12 protein-coding genes are annotated in these 18,469 nt (G+C 74.1%); 7 read left to right on the forward strand and 5 right to left on the reverse strand.

Annotated features, from left to right (window positions below):
* Positions 1 to 96 precede the first annotated feature (96 nt).
* The gene (locus tag ACFW3D_RS30675; RefSeq protein ID WP_500509555.1) at positions 97 to 1,005 is read right to left on the reverse strand and encodes an alpha/beta fold hydrolase; all 909 of its coding nucleotides are present in this window, start codon (positions 1,003 to 1,005) and stop codon (positions 97 to 99) included.
* A gap of 236 nt (positions 1,006 to 1,241) precedes the next feature.
* Here ACFW3D_RS30675 and ACFW3D_RS30680 point away from each other — a divergent pair, with 236 nt between their 5' ends.
* The 3 genes from ACFW3D_RS30680 (at position 1,242) to ACFW3D_RS30690 (ending at position 4,083) form a co-directional block, all read left to right on the forward strand.
* On the forward strand, positions 1,242 to 1,814 hold the full coding sequence (locus tag ACFW3D_RS30680) for an Rv1733c family protein (RefSeq protein WP_500509557.1): 573 nt from the start codon (positions 1,242 to 1,244) through the stop codon (positions 1,812 to 1,814).
* Positions 1,815 to 1,873: 59 nt separating this feature from the next.
* Positions 1,874 to 2,761: a universal stress protein gene (locus ACFW3D_RS30685; RefSeq protein ID WP_500509559.1), complete on the forward strand. Its 888-nt coding sequence runs from the start codon at positions 1,874 to 1,876 to the stop codon at positions 2,759 to 2,761.
* 395 nt (positions 2,762 to 3,156) lie between these two features.
* Positions 3,157 to 4,083 carry a universal stress protein gene (locus ACFW3D_RS30690; protein ID WP_500509562.1) on the forward strand — a complete coding sequence of 309 codons (927 nt, stop codon included), beginning with the start codon at positions 3,157 to 3,159 and terminating at the stop codon, positions 4,081 to 4,083.
* A gap of 67 nt (positions 4,084 to 4,150) precedes the next feature.
* Here ACFW3D_RS30690 and ACFW3D_RS30695 read toward each other — a convergent pair whose 3' ends face one another.
* Entirely contained in the window at positions 4,151 to 5,056 is a 906-nt protein-coding gene (locus tag ACFW3D_RS30695; RefSeq protein WP_500509564.1) for an aldo/keto reductase, read from the reverse strand.
* A gap of 493 nt (positions 5,057 to 5,549) precedes the next feature.
* Here ACFW3D_RS30695 and ACFW3D_RS30700 point away from each other — a divergent pair, with 493 nt between their 5' ends.
* The 3 genes from ACFW3D_RS30700 to ACFW3D_RS30710 all read left to right on the forward strand — a co-directional run bounded on the left by ACFW3D_RS30700 (position 5,550) and on the right by ACFW3D_RS30710 (position 14,957).
* A complete protein-coding gene (locus tag ACFW3D_RS30700; RefSeq protein ID WP_500509567.1) occupies positions 5,550 to 8,147 on the forward strand; it encodes a glycoside hydrolase family 127 protein in 2,598 nt (865 codons plus the stop codon).
* A 71-nt stretch (positions 8,148 to 8,218) separates the two neighbouring features.
* Entirely contained in the window at positions 8,219 to 11,617 is a 3,399-nt protein-coding gene (locus ACFW3D_RS30705; RefSeq protein WP_500509570.1) for a glycosylhydrolase-like jelly roll fold domain-containing protein, read from the forward strand.
* A gap of 67 nt (positions 11,618 to 11,684) precedes the next feature.
* Positions 11,685 to 14,957 (forward strand): family 78 glycoside hydrolase catalytic domain, encoded by a 3,273-nt coding sequence (locus tag ACFW3D_RS30710; RefSeq protein ID WP_500509572.1) that lies wholly within the window; start codon positions 11,685 to 11,687, stop codon positions 14,955 to 14,957.
* A gap of 113 nt (positions 14,958 to 15,070) precedes the next feature.
* Here ACFW3D_RS30710 and ACFW3D_RS30715 read toward each other — a convergent pair whose 3' ends face one another.
* The 3 genes from ACFW3D_RS30715 to ACFW3D_RS30725 form a co-directional block, all read right to left on the reverse strand.
* A complete protein-coding gene (locus ACFW3D_RS30715; RefSeq protein ID WP_500509574.1) occupies positions 15,071 to 15,454 on the reverse strand; it encodes a hypothetical protein in 384 nt (127 codons plus the stop codon).
* 106 nt (positions 15,455 to 15,560) lie between these two features.
* Positions 15,561 to 16,922 (reverse strand): MFS transporter, encoded by a 1,362-nt coding sequence (locus ACFW3D_RS30720; protein WP_500509577.1) that lies wholly within the window; start codon positions 16,920 to 16,922, stop codon positions 15,561 to 15,563.
* Positions 16,919 to 17,551, reverse strand: a complete 633-nt coding sequence (locus tag ACFW3D_RS30725) for a TetR/AcrR family transcriptional regulator (RefSeq protein ID WP_500509679.1) — start codon at positions 17,549 to 17,551, stop codon at positions 16,919 to 16,921. Before ACFW3D_RS30725 ends, ACFW3D_RS30720 begins: the two co-directional genes overlap by 4 nt.
* Positions 17,552 to 17,653: 102 nt before the next feature.
* Between ACFW3D_RS30725 and ACFW3D_RS30730 the strand changes: the two genes are divergently transcribed.
* On the forward strand, positions 17,654 to 18,460 hold the full coding sequence (locus tag ACFW3D_RS30730) for a DUF6461 domain-containing protein (protein ID WP_500509580.1): 807 nt from the start codon (positions 17,654 to 17,656) through the stop codon (positions 18,458 to 18,460).
* The last annotated feature ends 9 nt before the right edge of the window (positions 18,461 to 18,469 follow it).

Below are 18,469 nucleotides of genomic sequence, written 5' to 3' on the forward strand. Positions count from 1 at the left end.
CGCCTGACGGCCCGGACCCACCCGCCGGGAGAGGCCGGTCCGGCCTTGCGACGCGGCGGCCGCACGGCCGCCGCGTCGCACCCTTTCCCCGCAACCTCAGGCGGGGACCGCCCGCTCGCGCGCGGTCACGAAGCCCACCACGGCCTCCGCGAAGCGCCCGGGCTCCTCGAGATGGCCGAAGTGCCCGCTGTTCTCCAGGACCAGCAGCTCCGATTGGGGGATCAGCTCGTGCAGTTCACCGGCCCATCGCAGCCCGCAGACCACGTCGTACCGGCCGGCCACGACCAGCGCCGGCACGGTGAGCGCCCCCAACTGCCCGCGGTCGTCGATGACATCGGGTACGAGCACCGCGTCCAGCCCCGAGATGTGCGTGCCCGCCACCGCGGCGCGCAGGGGCGCGAACTCCTCCTCCCGGCCCCAGTAGTCGGCGAAGTACGCGGGCAGCAGCCCCTTGAGGGTCGCCGTCATCCCTGCGTCGTCCGAGATCGCGGACACCCCCTGCAGGGCCTCCAGGACCTCCGGCAGGCCGGGGTGTCCCGCGTGCCGGGCGGCGAACTCCGCCACCATGCGCATCGCCTCGGCGCCGTGCTCGGGGCCGGTGACCGGTGCGCTGTCGTAGAGGACGATCCCGGCGACGCGCTCCGGCCGGTGGAGGGCGTGGTACTGCACGACGAAACCGCCGTGCGAGTGCCCCAGGAAGTGCGCGCGGGGGACGCCCAGGTGGTCGACGAGCGCCTCCAGGAAGCGGCTGTAGAGCTCACGGGTGTACCCGTGCGGGTGCGAGGGGAGACGGCCCGAGCCGCCGGTGCCGGCCGGCTCCGGGTAGACGACCGTGAGGTGCCGTTCGACCTCGGGCATCCGCAGGTACTCCCAGAACACGCCCGGCCCGCCCGAGTGCGCGATGCACACCGGGCCGGTGCCGTGGACGTGGTAGCGCTGGACCACCCCGTCCACCTCGAAGGCGTGGGTGCCGGGGGAGAGGGGGTCGGTCAGGGGGATGGGCATCGGTACTCCGTATCCGGAAGGTGTCGAGGACACCGACAGGACGGGGGGCGGCACGGGAAGTTCGATCGCCGGCGGGTGACGGTCGTCACATCCGGGGCTGCGGCGCCGGGCGCGCCGGTCCCGTACCCGCGGATGGGCCGGTCGGCCCCCTCCTGGGGCGGAAATGATCCGTGCGGCCCCTGCTGCGGGAGCGCCGGCGCGTGCGACGGTCGTCGGACAGGGAAGGGAGCACGGCCATGGGCGGCAAGGCGGTGTTCTGGCGCTGGCGCCGCAATTCGCTGCGTCGGCGTTCCGATGTCGTGGAGGCCTGGACCGGCGTGGCGGCCGCCCTGCTGATCGCCGCCGGCGCCCCCGCGGCCGGCGCGGCCACGGCGGTCGCGGTGGAGGACTCCGAGCTCCGGCACAGCCAGGGCACCCACCTGGCGACGGCCTTCCTGACCGAGGACGCCGCGAAGGCCGTGGAGAACCCGTACACCGGCTCCATCGGCAAGGTCCTCACCACCGTCCGGTGGACCGCGCCCGACGGCTCCACCAGGACCGGGGAGGCCCGCGTCGAGCCGGGCAGCCCCGCGGGATCGCCCACGACCGTCTGGCTGGACGTGAACGGCCGCCTGCAGCAGAACCGGCTCACCCCCGCGCAGGCCGAGGCCCAGGGCGTGGTCTTCGGCACGGTCGCCGCGGCGGGGGTCTGCGCGCTCGTGCTCGCCGGACGCTGGGTCGTCCGCCTGCGTATCGACCGCCACCGCGCGGCGGCGTGGGGCCGCGAGTGGGAGGAGACCGGCCCTTCCTGGGGCCGTCGCAGGACCTGAGGCCGGAGGCGGGCGGAGGCGGAGGAACGGCAGGGCGGCAGGACGGGTGAGGAGGCGCGGTGAGCGGCCTGGTGGTCGTAGGAGCGGACGGCTCGGCATCGAGCCTTGCGGCGGTGGAGACGGCGGCCCGGGAGGCCGCGTGGCGCCGCGCCGGGCTGCGGGTGGTGCACGCCTTCCTGTGGCCCGCGATGCACGTGCCCCTGGGCCCCTCGAATCTCGGACCGCCCGAGGGCGGCCTGCGGCACGCCGCCCAGCGCGTGGTGGCGGAGGCCGTGGAGCGGGCCAGGAGCGCGGCACCGGACGTCGACGTCACCCACGCCGTGGTGACCGGTGAACCCCTCACCGTGCTGGAGGCCCAGTCGCGCGCCGCGGAACTCGTGGTCGTGGGATCCCGCGGCATGGGCGGCTTCGTCGGCCTGATGCTGGGCTCGACGGCCGTGCACCTCGCCGCCCACGGCCAGTGCCCCGTCATGGTCGTGCGGGAGCAGCCGGCCGCCGGCGGCCCGGTCCTGCTCGGCGTCGACGGCTCCCCGGCCGGCGCGGACGCGGTCGACTTCGCCTTCGCCGAGGCCGCGTTGCGCGGCGCCGAACTCCTCGCCCTGCACGCGTGGACCCCCTGGCGCACGCCGGTGCCCCCGCCCCAGGACCCCGCGATGCCGTACGCGAGCGCGCCGGGCGAACTCGCCCGCACCGAGGAACGCCTGGTGGCCGAGGCCATCGCGGGACGGCGCGAGCGCCACCCCGGGCTCGCGGTCCGGACGAAGGCAGTGCGCGGCCGAACCCGCGAGACCCTCATCGAGGAGAGCCGGACCGCCCAGCTCCTCGTCGTGGGCGCACGGGGGCGGGGCGGCTTCGCCGGTCTGGTGCTCGGTTCCGTCAGCCAGGCGCTGCTCCACCACGCCCACTGCCCGGTCGCCGTGGTCCGGGGCTCCGCGGCCGCGCGGTGAGCCCCGGCCTGCCGTGATGCGGCGCGGGGGTCGCGTTCGGCGTGACGGCGCGGACGACCCCGGTGGGCGGACAGCCGTGCCCGGCGCTCCCCGGGGCCGTGTTCCGCCGACTGTGCCGGGGACCGGAGAACCGGCGCCCGGTGTCCGGGGGCCCGGCGGTGTCCATCCGTATGTCGCGGATGCGTCACCACACCCCCGCCGCCCTGCCCGGACCCGCCCCCGTAGGCTTGGTCGCAGCGGTGACCCGCTCCCACTGTCCCGGACGGCGCGTGCCGTCGCCCATGGGCCGATCGGCCCCCCGGTGGGCCCGGCGGCCCCTGCCCGGGGCGCGTCGCGGGCGGGAAGCTGGGGGCGAACAGCCCATGCCCTTCGTCCCGTTCGCCTGGAGGCACGCCATGTCCCGTACGGTCACCGCCGGTCTCGACGGATCGCCCGAGAGCCGGGCCGCGGCGGACTGGGCCGCCCGCGAGGCGCTGCGCCGTGGACTGCCGCTGAGGCTCGTGCACGTCCACGAGTGGCAGCCGTACAGCACCGCCTACGCCCCGCTGGCCGGGGCGGTGGCCGCGCTGGACCCCGACGCCCAGCGGCAGTGGGCCGAGTCCGTGCCCCGCGACGCCGCCGCCGAACTCGCCGGGCGCCACCCGGACCTGGAGATCTCCGCAGGGCTCGTGAGCGGGCAGCCCGCGGCGGCCCTCGCGGCGGCCGCCGAGGAGTCGGAGCTGCTGGTGCTGGGTTCGCGTGGCCTCGGCGCGCTCGCCGGGTTCCTCGTCGGCTCCGTGGCCTCCGCGACCGTCGCCCAGGCCGTGCGGCCCGTCGTCCTCGTACGGGCCGGCGAGACGGGCCGGGACGAGCACCGGCCTGACCTCGACGGGCTGGTCTCGGAGTACACGCCCTTCCGTGACGTGGTGCTCGGCGTCGACCTGGCCCGCCCCCACGACGACCTGCTGGCCTTCGCCTTCGAGGCCGCCATGCTGCGCGGAACGGGCCTGCGCGCCGTCCACGGCTGGAACCTGCCGGCCTCCTACGGCTACAACCCGGCCGCGATCGCCCTCGACCTGGAGCGCGAGCTGACCGACGCCCAGGGGAAGGAGCTGACCAGGGTGCTGGCGCCGTGGCGGGCGAAGTACCCCGCCGTCCAGGTCGTGGAGCAGTCCCTGGCCGGCGGGGCGGCGCACCACTTGGTCGAGGCGGCGGGCGACGCGTCGCTGGTCGTCGTCGGCCGCCGCGTCCGGAACGCGGCCGCCGGGCTGCACATCGGCCCGGTGACGCACGCGGTGCTGCACCACGCGAAGGCGCCCGTGGCGGTCGTGCCGCACGACTGACCGCCACCGCGCCCGCCGACCCCGGCGCTGCCCCGGGGTCAGCGGGCCGTCCCGGGCCGTCCCGGGGTCAGCGGGCGGGCGGGCCGGCCGCGTCGATGAACGCCTTCTCCTCGTCCGTCAGCCGCAGCGCGCCCGCCGCGAGGTTGTCGACCAGGTGCTCCGGATCGCCCGTCCCCGGGATGGCGAGGACGTGGTCGCCCTGCGCGAGCGTCCATGCGAGCCGCACCCTGGCGGGCGAGACTCCGTGGGCGGCCGCGACGGCGAGCACCGCGCCGCTCTCGGCACCGCCGGCGTCCGGTCCGCGCTCGCGGCCCCCGCCCGCGATGGAGAAGAAGGGCACGAAGGCGATGCCCTGGGCGCCGCACTCCCGCAGCAGGTCGTCGCTGTCGCGGGCGTCGACGCCGTAACGGTTCTGGACGCACACCACAGGGGCGATGGCCCGTGCCTCGGCCAGGTGCTCGGGGCGGACGTTGGAGAGCCCGAGGTGGCGGACGAGCCCGGCGTCGCGGAGCTCCGCCAGGGCGCCGAAGTGCTCGGCCACGGAAGTCCCGCCCATGAAACGGAGGTTGACCAGATCGAGGTGGTCGCGGCCGAGCTGCCGCAGGTTCTCCTCGACCTGGCCGCGCAGTTGGTCGGGACGGGCGGCGGTGGCCCACTCCCCGGAGGCGTCGCGTGCGGGACCCACCTTCGTGGCGATGACCAGGCCCTCCGGGTACGGCGCGAGGGCCGAGTTGATGAGCTCGTTGGCCGAACGCAGCCGTGAGAAGTAGAAGGCGGCGGTGTCGATGTGGTCGACGCCGAGTTCGACGGCACGGCGCAGCACGCCGATCGCGCGGTCGCGGTCGCTCGGCGTACCGAGGTGGAATGCGGCACTGCCGGTCAGTCGCATCGCGCCGAAGCCGATCCGGTTCACTTTCATGTCGCCGAGCAGCCAGGTGCCGGCGGCGGCCGCGGAGATCCTGTCAGTGGTCATGGGTGATCGATCCTTTCGCCGCCCCGGAGTATCCCCTGCCGGCCTTCGCCGCGGGCGAACACCCGGAGTGCCCGCGGCCTCCCGTGAAGCCGCGGTGCGGCAACGGGGACCGCGCTTGCTGCTCCCTTCCGGACTTGAACGATTCATCGGGCGACGGAGGGAAGATACGCGGCCGTGGCTGCCGCGACAAGACGCCCGGCATGGGGAGCCGCTTCCCCGTCACGCCGGGGCCGTTTCGAAGGCCCTATCACCCACTGTGTACTTATTTATGACGGTCCGTCGGCCGTGGTGCTCCATGGGTTCCGGATTGACCGGCGGCTCTTGACGGTCTCCGCGAAGTCACCCTAGGTTGCCGCTGGTTCTAAAAACGATTCATTCGCTCTCAGGCCAGTGGCCGGGCATCGGGCTGCCCGGCAACCGCGTTCCACGGCCGCATACCGCCGGACAACCGCCGACCGGTGGTACTCCTCCGTGCCCGGAAGGAGTTCCGAGAATGTCCGCACCACACCCCTCCCAGCCGTCCCGCAGGAGAGTGCTGACCGCCGGCGCCGCGGCGGCCGCGAGCCTGTCGGTGGCCGCGCAGACCGTCCAGGCGGCACCGGCCGCCGCCGCTCCGACCGCCCCCGGGCCGTCGGACGCCGCCCCGAACGGGACGAGCCCCGGCGCGCGCCCGAAGCTCGTCCCGCTGCCGCTGTCCGCCGTGCGCCTGCTGGACGGCCCGTTCCTGGACAACATGCGGCGCACCAGCGCCTACCTGCGCTTCGTCGACGCCGACCGGCTCCTGCACACCTTCCGCCGCAACGTCGGACTGCCCTCGTCCGCCGAGCCCTGCGGGGGATGGGAGGCCCCCGACGTCCAGTTGCGCGGCCACACCACCGGCCACCTGCTGTCCGCGCTCGCGCAGGCCCACGCCAACACCGGCGACGACGTCTACGCCGACAAGGCCCGTGTCCTCGTCGCGGCGCTCGCGGAGTGCCAGGCGGCCTCGCCCGCGGCCGGGTTCCACGAGGGATACCTGTCGGCCTTCCCCGAGTCGGTCTTCGACGGCCTGGAGGCGGGCGGCAAGCCCTGGGCGCCGTACTACACCCTGCACAAGATCATGGCCGGGCTGCTCGACCAGTACACCCTCAGCCGCAACGAGCAGGCCATGAGCGTGCTCCTGGGGATGGCCGCCTGGGCGGACGCGCGGACCGCCCCGCTGCCGTACGAGCGCATGCAGTCCGTGCTCAAGGTCGAGTTCGGCGGGATGAACGACGTCCTGACCCGCCTCCACCTCGTCAGCGGCGACCCCGCGCACCTGCGCACCGCCCGCCGCTTCGACCACGAGGAGCTCTACGCGCCGCTCGCCGGCGGACGCGACGAACTCGCCGGCCGCCACGCCAACACCGAGATCGCCAAGGTCGTCGGCGCGCCGTACAGCTACGAGGCCACCGGGGACCGCCGCTACCTCGACATCGCGCGCACGTTCTGGCGCACCGTCGTGGAGCACCACACGTACGCCATCGGCGGCAACTCCAACCTGGAGTTCTTCGGGCCCCCGGACGAGATCGTCAGCCGTCTGTCGGAGAACACCTGCGAGAACTGCAACAGCTACAACATGCTCAAGCTCGGCAGGCAGTTGTTCCTGCACGAGCCGTCCCGCACCGCCTACATGGACCACTACGAGTGGACCCTGTACAACCAGATGCTCGGCGAGCAGGACCCGGACTCCGAGCACGGCTTCGTCACGTACTACACCGGCCTGTGGGCCGGTTCCCACCGGCAGCCCAAGGGCGGGCTCGGCGCGGCGCCCGGCAGCTACAGCGGCGACTACGACAACTTCTCCTGCGACCACGGCACCGGCCTGGAGACCCACACCAAGTTCGCCGACAGCATCTACTTCCAGTCCGGCGACGCGCTCTACGTCAACCTCTTCATCCCCTCCGAGGCGGAATGGCGGTGCCACGGGGCGAAGGACGCGGTGACGGTACGTCAGCACGCGATCTCGGAGGACACCGTGCGGATCACCGTCGCCGAGGGCGGCGGCCGCTTCGCGCTCAAGGTCCGGATACCGGGCTGGCTGGCGGACGGCAGGGGCCGGGCCCGGGTCCGTGTGGCCGGGGACCCCTACCCGGGCCGCGTCGAGCCCGGCAGCTACCTCACCCTCGACCGCCGCTGGCGGGCCGGGGACACCGTCGAACTCACCCTGCCCCGCGAACCCGTGTGGCGCCCCGCGCCCGACAACCCGCAGGTGCGCTCGGTGTCGTACGGCCCACTCGTGCTGGCCGGCACGTACGGCTCCACGGATCTGACGACGATCCCGCAGATCGTGCCGGAATCCTTGCGGCCGGTGCGCGGCGGCGACGGCGCCTTCACCGCCGAGGCGGCCGGCGGCGCGGTCACCCTGAAGCCGTTCCACCAGGTCCACCACGAGAACTACACGGTCTACTGGGCGGTCGCGCCCCGCGCCGGCCGCGAACGCGACGTCGCCCGCTACCCACTCGACGAGGGCACCGGCACCGCCGCCGCGGACACCACCGGCACGTTCGCCGCCGCCGCGCTCGCCACGGGGGCCTCCTGGACCGCGGACGGGCCGGGCGGCCGGGCCGCCGTCGCCCTCGACGGCGCCGGGGGCCACGTCGCGCTGGCCCCTGCCCTGCCCGCGGGGCTGGCCGAGCTGACCGTCAGCATGTGGGTGCGGGTGGACGTCCTGGTGAACTCCGCCCGCGTCTTCGACCTCGGCTACCACAAGGACACCTATCTGTTCCTCACCCCGCGCACTGGCGCGGGGCGTGCCCGCGCGGCCCTGAAGATCGCCGGCATGGAGGCCGAGGACGTCGTCGACGCCGCCGCGCCGCTGCCCGCCGGCCGCTGGACCCACGTCGCGCTCACCCTCGGCGACGGCACCGGCGTCCTCTACGTCGACGGTGCGGAAGCCGGCCGCAACCCCGCGATGGCCGCGAGCCCCCTGCTGCTCGGCACGACCACGCACAACTACCTCGGCCGCTCGCAGAACCCCACGCACCCCTACCTCACCGGTGCCGTCGCCGGTTTCCGGCTGCACAACCGCGCCCTCGCGCCCGCCGACGTCGCCGCCCTCGCGGCCGTCTGACACGCCCGGGGAGAGCGCCACCGCCCGCCCTCCCGCCTCCCCCCCGCCTTCGTCCCACGGAGAGTACCGTCATGCCTGAATTCCCCCTGTCCAGACGCCGTTTCGTGGCCGCCGCGGGAGTGACCGGAGCCGCGCTGGCATCCGGCCTGCCCCTTCCCGCGTACGCCGCGCAGCAGCACCACGGCAGCGCGGAGGCGACCTGGTCGCCCGCACACTTCGCCGACCCCGCCAAGGACAGCCGCCCGACGGTCTACTGGTACTGGAACGGACCCGTCACCCCGGAACTCGTCGACGCCCAGATGGCCGACCTGCGGGACAAGGGGATGTACGAGGTCGTCCTCTTCCCCTTCGACAACGCCGAGATGCAGCCGGTCTTCTTCACCGAGGAATGGTTCGCGATCGTCGGCCACGTCCTGGAGACCGCCGAGAAGACCGGCATGCGGGTGTGGATCTTCAACGACGACCACTTCCCCAGCGGCCGCTCCGGCGAGTACATCGTCAAGGGCGGCCAGGTCGGCCCGCGCACCTACAGCCCCCGCCCCGATCTGCGGCTGAAGGCCCTGTGGCGGTCCAGCACCGTCGTCTCCGGTCCCGCCGCCGTCGACCTGCGCACCACCACGGGTGTCGGCGTGGACACCACCTCGCTGGTCGCCGATGCCGCGGTCCTGGGCGGTGCCGCCGTGCTGCGCGGGGGAGCGGAGTGGCAGGACTACACCGTCACCGGCAGCGCCCGCGCCGACCAGGTGGCCGCCGGACTCGTCGTACGGGCCGCCGCCGACGGCAGCGCGGGTTACGCCGTCGAGTTCGACCAGACCGGCGTCGTCACCGTCTCGCTCCTCGGGAAGGACCGCGACCCCGTCGAGCTCGCCCGCTCCACCCGCACCGACGGCTTCAACAAGACCAAGTTCCACACCCTCGCCGTCACCGTCAGCGGAGCCACCCTTGCCGTGACCCTCGACGGCAAGGCCAAGGGCACCGTCACCGACACCACGCACCCCGCCGGAAGCGTCGGCGTCCGCGCCACCGGGACCCAGCGCGCCCTGTGGGCGAGCCTGGTCGTGACCGCCGCCGACGGGACCGCCCTCCACACCAGGACCGCCTTCGACGACCCCGCCGCCGCGGGCGACTTCCCCGCCCGGATCCCGCCCGCCGGCACCGCGGCCCCCGTCGCGGCCGCCGCCCGCCCGGTCGGCGCCGTCTCGGGCGACCAGCTCGTCGAGCTCACGGGGGAACTCGGCGACGGCACCTGGCGCGTTCCCGAGGGCGACTGGCTGATCGACGTCTTCGGCGGCACCCCGCTGATCGACGACTCCCAGGGCTACAGCCGCAGCTACGTGGACCTCCTCGACGACGAGCCGGTGGAGCTGTTCCTCGACATCGTGCCCGGCGAGTACCACCGCAGGTTCGCCCGCTACTTCGGCAACGTCATCCCCGGCTTCTGGGACGACGAGCCGTTCTTCGCCTCCGCCGAGGCCCACTTCAAGCGCCTGCCGTGGTCGCCCGCCCTGGCCGCCGCCCTGCGCAGGACGGGTGCCGAGCCAGGCACGGCCTACGCGGCGGCCTTCGACGACCTCGGCCGCACCGGCCGCATCACCCGGGGCCGCTACTGGCAGGCGGTATCGGACCGGTTCGCCGGCTACTTCCGCAAGCAGTCCGAGTGGTACGAGAAGCGCGGCGTCGCCCTCATCACCAACCCGCTGTACGACGAGACCTCGCCGTCCAAGCGGATCGTCTCCACCGGCGACCTGCACAAGGTCCACCAGTGGGCGCAGGTGCCCGGCGGTGACATCATCACCGCCGAGTACGTGGCCGGACAGACCACCATGATCCCCCGCAACCCGGTGAGCGTCGCCCACCAGATGGGCCGCGACCGGGCCCTGCTGGAGTGCTTCGGCAACATGGGGTGGCAGGTCGCGCCCGACTTCGTGCGCGCGCTGGTCGGCGCGAACGCCGCCCGCGGCGTCAACCTCACCGTGCTGCACGCCTTGTGGACCGACGAGCAGCGCGTCTTCTTCCCGCCGCCGTTCGGCCCGCGCGCGCCCTGGTGGTGGGCGATGGAGCCGATCGCCGACTGGATCGGCCGCGTCATGGAGGTCGCCCGCGGCACCTCCGGCGCCCGCACCGCCCTGGTCCAGCCGCAGCGCGCCGCCGAGCAGTGGCGCGGCACCACCCGGCAGGGCGAGGTCGACGGCGCCTTCACCGACGCCGCGTACGCGCTGGAGAGCGCCCAGGTCGACTTCGACCTCGTCCACGAGGGCGCCCTGTCCGGGGACCCGGAACTGCTCGCCCACGCCCGCGTCCACCAGGGACGGCTCGTCGTCGGCGAGGCCGGCTACGACCTCGCCGTCCTCCCCGTCACCCCGACCCTCGACGCCGCCGCCGTCGCCCGCCTCGACGCCTTCGCCCGGCAGGGCGGCACCGTCGTCGCCGTCGGCACCCTGCCCCAGGAGGACGCCGACGGGCGCGACCGCACCTTGGAGCGGGCATTGACCGCGCTCTTCGGCGACACCGTCCCGGGCAGCCGCCGCGTCGGCGCCGGAACCGCCGTCCGCGTCGCCGGCACCGCCGCCCTCGGGGACGCCGCGCGGGACGCCGGAGTCGCCGCGGCCGTCCTCGAACCGCGGGCACCGGCCGTACGCGTGCTGCGCACCACCCGCGGCAAGGACGTCGCGTTCCTGCTCAACAACGAGAGCGCCGCGGCCGTCGACACCGTGGCCGTGCTCCCCGCCACCGGCGTCCCCGAGCTCTGGGACCCCGTCACCGGCACCGTGCGCCCCGCGCCCGTCCACCGGGAGCAGAAGCACGGCGGCGTCCGGCTGCCGCTGCGGCTCGCCCCGTACGAGACCCTCGCCGTCGTGGTGCGCGCCGACGCGAAGCCCCGGCCGCACCTCACCGACAGCACCCTGCCCGCCGCCTCCATCGCCTCCGTCACCGCCACCGGCCAGTCCCTGCACGTCACCGCCGCCCTCGACGCCCCCGGCGACCACGTCCTCACCGGCACCGACGGCGGCCGCACCTACCGGGGCACGGTGAGCGTCACCGACCCGCTCACGCCGGTCCCCGTGGCCGGCGACTGGACGCTCACCCTGCAGCGAGCCGGGGCCACCCCCGTCACGGGCCCGCTCGGCAGCTGGACGGCCGTGGAACCGCTGTTCTCCGGCACCGGCGTCTACACCACCGAACTCGTCCTCGACGCCGGCACCCTCGACGGCCGGGGCTTCCGTCTCGACCTCGGCCAGGTCCGGGAGGTCGCCTCCGTCACCGTCAACGGCACCGAGCTGCCCCCGCTGCTGTGGACCCCGTACACCGCCGACGTGACGGACCTGCTGCGCGCGGGCCGCAACACCCTCACGGTGCGGGTCTCCAACACCCTGTCGAACGAGCGCAACAAGCCCCTGCCGTCCGGACTCCTCGGCCCGGTCACCCTGCGTCCGTACCGCCGGGTCACCGCCACCCTGCGCCGGATCTGACATGCCGTCCCCCGCGGCGCCCGACCCGCAGCACCCGCCCACCGCACCGCCGTCAAGGAGCACCCGCATGCCCCGACCCCCGCGCAGAGCAGCCCGGCGCAGCCCGGCCCTCGCCGTCGCGACCGGTCTCACCGCGCTCGTCACGATCCTGCCCACCGCCGTCACCGCGGAGGCCGGCGCCCCCGCGTCACTGACCGCCACCACCCTGCGGACCCAGAAACTCACCCAGGCACTCGGCATCGACGACACCACCCCCGAGCTGAGCTGGGCCCTCACCGGCAGCTCCCCGGGGCTCGTCCAGACCGCCTACCGGGTCCAGGCGGCGACCTCGCCCACCAGGCTCCGCCAGGGCCGCCCCGACCTGTGGGACTCCGGCAAGGTCGGCTCCGCCGTCCCGCAGACCGTCTACGCCGGCAAGGAGCTGGGCTCCCGCACCCGGGTCTACTGGCGCGTCATGCTCTGGTCCGCCGCGGGCCCCCACGGCACCGGCCACGCCGCCGGCTGGAGCGCGCCCGCGTCCTTCGAGACCGGCCTCACCGAGAGCACCGACTGGCAGGCCGACTGGATCACCAACGCCGACTGGCAGCTCGGCAAGCGCCAGATCACCCCCGTGGTCGTCAAGCTGCCCCGCACCACCGCCCGTTACGTCCGGTTCGACGTCACCCGCCTCGGTCTGCCCCTGCAGGAGAACTTCCCCGACCGCACCTGGCGCCTGCAGCTCGGCGAGATCGACGTCCGCGACTCGGCCTCCGGCACGACCGGCCTCGCCAAGGGCGCCGCCGTCACCGCCTCGGAGTCCAACACCCTGCGCAAGACGTGGGAGCCGGCCCTCGCCGTGGACGGGCTGCCCAACAGCGCCCTCCAGACCGCGGCCGGTTACTCCAGTGCCGCGCACACCGGACCGGACGTCTCCCAGCAGCCCGTCACGCTCACCCTCGACCTGAAGTCCGTGAAGACCTTCGACGAGGTCGCCCTCTATCCGCGCGCCGACGTCCTGACCGACGACGGCCGCGTCCCCGGCTTCCCCACCGACTACACCGTCGCCACCGCCGACACCCCCACCGGGCCCTTCACCCAGGCCGCCGCAATCACCGGGCAGCAGCCGCCGAAGCCCTGGCTGCCGTCCGGACTGCCCCTGTTCACCAAGGACTTCGCCCTGCCGAAGCACGTGCGCAGCGCCCGCCTGTACGTGTCGGGCCTCGGCATCCACGACGCCACCATCAACGGCAGGCAGGTCGGGGACGCCGTCCTCGAACCCGCCAACACCACCTTCACCAAGCGCGTCCAGTACGCCACCTACGACGTCACCGACCTGCTGCGCACCGGCGGCAACACCCTCGGCGTCTCCCTCGGCAACGGCATCTCCAACGTCGTCAGCACCGCGGACCGCTACCGCAAGCTCTACGGCAACATCAGCGACCCCAAGCTGATCGCCCAGCTGGAGGTCACCCTCGCCGACGGCACCGTCCGCCGTATCACCAGCGGCGACGACTGGCGGACCACGCTCGGGCCCACCACCTCCTCCAACTGGTACGGCGGCGAGGACTACGACGCGCGCCGTGCCGTCCCGCACTGGGACGAGCCCCGCGGCAGCCGCGACGGCTGGGACGAGGCGGTCACCGTCTCCGGCCCCGGCACCGCCGACGCGCCCGCCACGCTCAGCGCCCGCGAGACCGAACCGATCCGGGTCGTCGAGACGCTCACCGGCAAGGAGGTGCCCGGCGCCGAGGGCAGCCGCGTCTTCGACCTGGGCAGGAACATCGCCGGCTGGCCCGAGATCACGGTGACCGCACCCGCCGGCACCACCGTCCGCATCGTCCCCGCCGAGAGCCTGAAGGACGGCCACGCCTTCCAGTCCATCAGCAACGTCGGCGGGCCCCTGTGGGACAGCTACACCACCGGCGGCGCCGGCGCCGAGACCTGGCACCCCGAGTACGGCTACCACGGTTTCCGCTACCTGGAGCTGAAGGGCCTGCCCGCCGGGGCGACGGTGACCGTCCGGGGCAAGGTGCTGCATACCGACAACACCTCGGCCGGTGAGTTCAGCAGCTCCGACGACCTGATCAACGGCATCCACTCCATCATCCGCCGCTCCATCGAGGGCAACATGATGAGCGTGCTCACGGACTGCCCGAGCCGCGAGAAGCTGGGCTGGCTGGAGCAGGACCAGCTGGTCTTCCCCACCCTCGCCGCGAACTACGACATGGAGTCCCAGCTCCGCAAGATCGTCCGCGACATGTCCGACGGCCAGACGCCCGAGGGCCTGATCACCTCCACCACCCCGGAGTACACGGCCCTGCCCGGCGGCTACCGCAACGACTCCAACTGGGGCGGCGCCTTCGTCCTGGTGCCCTGGCAGCTCTACACCACCTACGGCGACGAGCAGACCCTCGCCACGTACTACCCGCAGATGCGGAAGTACGTGACCTTCCTGGAGGAGAAGGTCTCCGGCGGCATCCTCGACTACGGCCTCGGCGACTGGTTCACCCCGGACACCACCTTCCCGCGCGCGGTGGCCGGCACCTACGGCTACTGGCGGGTCGTCGACGCCATGAGCCGCATCGCCGCGCTCCTCGGCGACCAGGACGCCGCGGCCGGGTACCGGGCCAAGGCCGACGCCAGTGCGAAGGCCCTCGCGGACAGGTACTACGACCCCGCGACCGGTACCTTCGGCGGCGGCGGGCACGGTGCCGAGGCCCTCGCCCTCGACATGGGTGCCGTCCCCGCCGACCAGCGCGAGCGCCTGCTCGGCCACTTCGTCGCGAGCGTGGAGGCGGCGGACTTCCACCTGAACCTGGGGGAGATCTCCCTGCCCGCCGCCTTCCGGGTGCTCTCGGAGTCCGGCCACGACGACGTCGTCGGCCGGATCGCCACCCAGACCACCAGCCCCAGCTACGGCTACCAGGTGCTGCACGGCAACACCACGCTCGGCGAGAGCTGGGACGGCGGCCCCGGCCAGTCGCAGAACCACTTCATGCTCGGCGCCATCGACGCCTGGTTCACCGCCCGCCTCGCGGGCATCCAGCAGGCGCCCGGCTCCATCGGCTACCGCCGGCTCCTGGTGGACCCGGCCCTCGTCGCCGGCCTCACCTCCGCCTCCGGCTCGTACCGCACCCCGTACGGCACCGTCAGCACCTCCTGGCGCCTGGACGGGGACGCGTACCGGCTGCGGCTCACCGTGCCCGCGGGCACCACGGCCGAGGTGCACGTGCCGGTGACCTCCGGCGACGTGGCCGCGCCCAAGGGCGCCCGCTTCGTCCGCTCCGCCGACGGTGACCGCATCTACGAAGTCGGCTCCGGCGACTGGACGTTCACCTCGACCTACCGCGCCGGCGCCTGACCCGGCCGATAGGGCACGCCCCGGCCGGCCGCTCCTCCCCACGCGGCCGGCCGGGGCGGCGGCGTTCAGCGGTCCAGGCGCTCGAGGTGAGGGACCGGGGACCGGCGGGCACCTCAGCCATCGACCGCCACAGGCGCGTCCGCCGGCCAGGACCCCGTGCCGACGATGTGCTCGACGAGCCTGAACGCCTCGCCGATGAGGACGGTGTCTTCGTCCGGGTACGCGTCGTGCTGCCCGTTGGACAGGACGAACCCTTCGCTCGATCCGCGGGCTTCCGGGTCGACGGCGTGCTCGCCGGGATCCCCCTCTCCTTGGAGCAGCATCACCATCGCGCGCCCGGTATTCGTCACGAATCCCAGCAATCGCCCGGACGGACCGGTCAGCCACGTCTCAAGCCGCCCGCTGTCCATCCTCGCCCGGAGGATCCCCACCACGGTCCCGGATTCCACACGCACGGGGTCGTCGTCATCGATCATCCAGGGTTCGAGCACGATCACGACGATCTCACGTCCGATCCAAGCGCCGGCGGCCCGGGGCCGCGCCGCGCATGTGCCACGTCGCCCGGCCGCCCGGCCGACCGGCCGCCCGGGCACCAGGCCCGGCCTACGCCCGGGCGGGCCGCGGCAGCAGCGACGCCGGGAGCAGGCCGAGGGCGGCGACCGCGGCGAGCAGGACCAAGGTGGTGCCCATCGTGGCGCCCGGTACCCCGGCCGTTCCCGCCGTCCCGGCCGCGACCGCGACGCCGAGGGTCGGTCCGACGTTCATCGCCGTCTGTTTGAGCCCCCCGACGACCCCGGCGTACCCGGGCGGCGCATCGCCCACGACGGAGGCGGTCGCCGTCACCATGACGGTCGCGAAGCCCCCGCCGAGGACGGCGAACGCGGCTGCCATGCCGGCCCACGCGCCACCCGGTCCGGACCGCGAGAGCAGCGCGATGCCCAGGACGACCAGGAGGGTGCCGCAGACGGCGGTGCGGCGCGGGCCGTACCGGCGCAGGGCGGCACCGGCGACGGGCGCGCCGAGCACCATCAGCGCCGTCAGCGGGAGCACCCTCAGCCCGGTGGCCAGTGGATCGAGACCCAGCGCGTCCTGCAGGTGGAACGTGGCCCGGAACAGCGTGCCGAACAGCCCGGCGGTCGTCACGAGCAGGATGGCGACGGACGCCGTCACGGGTACCGAACGGGCCACCGTGCGGGGCACGTTGGGATGCGCCGCACGCCGCTCGTACACGACGAGCAGCGCGAGGGCGCAGGCCCCGGCGAGGAGTTCGAGCACCGTCCCGGCACCCGTCCACCCGCGTCCGGGGATGCCCGCCAGCGCGTGGACGAGGGCCGCGAGCGCCGTCGCGAACAGGGCCGCGCCGACCAGGCCGACCCGCCCGCCGCCGTCGTCCGTCCGCCGCGGCGCCGGGACCCGGACGGCGAGCGTGAGCGCGGCGATCGCCAGTGCCACGGGGACGTTGACCCAGAACACGGCGCGCCACCCCAGCTGCGCGACGACGAGTCCGCCGACGACGGGACCCGCCCCCGCGGCCACCGCGAGCGCGCTCGTCCGGACGGCGATCGGCCGGCCCAGCCGGTCCTCGGGGTACGCCAGCCGCAGCAGCGCCAGCGTCGCGGGCTGCAGCAGCGCGCCGAACACGCCCTGCGCCACCCGCAGGGCGATCACCCACCCGACGCTCCCCGCGGCGGCGATCCCGGCGGACGCCGCCCCGAAGCCCAGCACTCCGGCGCAGAGCAGGCGCCGGTGGCCGTAGCGGTCCCAGAGCCGCCCCGCGAGCACGAGCAGGGCCGCCACCGCCACCAGGTAGCCGGTGCTGGTCCACTGGATCTCGGCCACGCTCGCGCCCAGGTCCCGCTGCAGACTGGGCTGCGCCACCAGCAGGACGCCCCCGTCCAGGGCGACGATCGCGGCGCCCGCGACGCTCGCCGCCAGCGCGAGCCGCCGCCGCGCGGGGGAGATCACGCGGGCACCGGCCCGAGGTGGGCGTCGACGACCGCCGTGACGAGCTGCTCGTAGCGCGGCGACTCCTCGCCCGGGCCGTCGGCGCCCAGGACGACCTGGAGACTGCCCCACGTCCACAGCTGGACGAGACCGTGCAGGTTCGACCAGAGGGCCGCGGCCGTCACCGCGGCGGGCGGAGCGGCGGCCACCGCGGCGCCTTCCTCGGCCCGGCACCGCGTGACGAGCTCGACGAGGGCCCCGAACAGGGGCAGTGACGTCTCCCGCAGCCGTGGACCGCCGTCCGCCTGCGGCGCGCCGTCCAGCAGGTCGTGACGGAACATCAGCTCGAACATGCCGCGATGGTCCAGCGCGTACCCGACGTACGCCCGGGCGGCGGCCACCAGTTGGGCACGCGGTGCCGCCGCGCCCGCCGTGGCGGCCGCGAACCGCGCGTGCAGGTCCTCGAAGCCGCGCCGGGCGATCGCCGACAGCAGGGAATCATGCGTGGGGAAGTGGCGCCGCGGCGCGCCGTGCGACACCCCCGCCCGCCGGGCGATCTCGCGCAGCCCCACCGACGCGGTGCCCCCGGCCAGCACGAGGTCCACGCCGGCATCGACAAGTCGCTCCCGCAGGGAGCCGCCGTCCGTCATGGACATTGTCTACCAGTAGCCGTAGACACTGTCTACGACGAACAGCTCCGACCTCTGGTCCGTCTTACGGCCTTGTCGGTGGCGGCGGGCAGACTGTCATGCATGAACTTGGCGACCGCACATGACTACGCATGGATACGTTCCTGTCCGTTGTTCGGCTACGCGCTGGAGTGCGGGTACACCCTGACCCTGGCGCGGGGCGTCACCCCGGGGGAGGTGCTGCGAGTGATGGGGGCGGAGCTCCAGGGCACATGCACGGGAGCCGACGCGCTGATCGAGCGGCAGGACGAACTGCGCGACCCGATGGACTACTGGGACGACTCCTTCGTTGCGGGCGCGTTCACCGTCCCGGGTGAAGGCGGCGACTGGACGCTCGTCCTGCACGTCGGAGAGGGGGGCACGGGGATGCAGCCGCGCTTCCTGGAAGCCCTGTCGGCGGGCGGGCGCGCCGTGGTGCACTCCAGCAACGGAGGCAAGCCCATGGACTTCTTCCACTGGTATGAGGACGGGGAACTCCGGACCACGTTCGAACGGCCCACAGTCAGGGCAGGCAGCACCCCCGATGCCCTCAACTCGTCGATCCGCGAGGTCGGCTGGGCACTGTCGCACGACGAATACGGGACAGGCGGGGGCGTCGACACCAAGGCCGCGGCCTTCGCCCTCGCCGAGCGGCTGACCGGGGTCCGGGTGACGGAGGAACTGCTTCGGGACGCCGAATACCAACTCGGGCATGTGCCCGAGGAACCCGCCGAGGAGTGGACCGGCATCGTCATCGACATCACCGACGCCCATGGGGAACGCTTTTACAGGGAAGTCACCCGTGACCAGGTCGAGAGCGCCTCGGCCCGTGCCCGGGCCGTGGCCGCGAAACCGATGGTCATCCGCGGTCCTTCGTCACCCGCTCCCTGACCCGCAGTG

Origin of the sequence: Streptomyces sp. NPDC058864, from assembly GCF_042742985.1 — a bacterium.
Lineage (GTDB): Bacteria > Actinomycetota > Actinomycetes > Streptomycetales > Streptomycetaceae > Actinacidiphila.

Bases quoted from the DNA above. Each gene is read 5' to 3' on its own strand.
- ACFW3D_RS30680 (WP_500509557.1), top strand. From the start codon at position 1,242: ATGGGCGGCAAGGCGGTGTTCTGGCGCTGGCGCCGCAATTCGCTGCGT.
- ACFW3D_RS30695 (WP_500509564.1), bottom strand. From the start codon at position 5,056: ATGACCACTGACAGGATCTCCGCGGCCGCCGCCGGCACCTGGCTGCTC.
- ACFW3D_RS30705 (WP_500509570.1), top strand. From the start codon at position 8,219: ATGCCTGAATTCCCCCTGTCCAGACGCCGTTTCGTGGCCGCCGCGGGA.
- ACFW3D_RS30690 (WP_500509562.1), top strand. From the start codon at position 3,157: ATGTCCCGTACGGTCACCGCCGGTCTCGACGGATCGCCCGAGAGCCGG.
- ACFW3D_RS30725 (WP_500509679.1), bottom strand. From the start codon at position 17,551: ATGACGGACGGCGGCTCCCTGCGGGAGCGACTTGTCGATGCCGGCGTG.
- ACFW3D_RS30700 (WP_500509567.1), top strand. From the start codon at position 5,550: ATGTCCGCACCACACCCCTCCCAGCCGTCCCGCAGGAGAGTGCTGACC.
- ACFW3D_RS30710 (WP_500509572.1), top strand. From the start codon at position 11,685: ATGCCCCGACCCCCGCGCAGAGCAGCCCGGCGCAGCCCGGCCCTCGCC.
- ACFW3D_RS30675 (WP_500509555.1), bottom strand. From the start codon at position 1,005: ATGCCCATCCCCCTGACCGACCCCCTCTCCCCCGGCACCCACGCCTTC.
- ACFW3D_RS30730 (WP_500509580.1), top strand. From the start codon at position 17,654: ATGAACTTGGCGACCGCACATGACTACGCATGGATACGTTCCTGTCCG.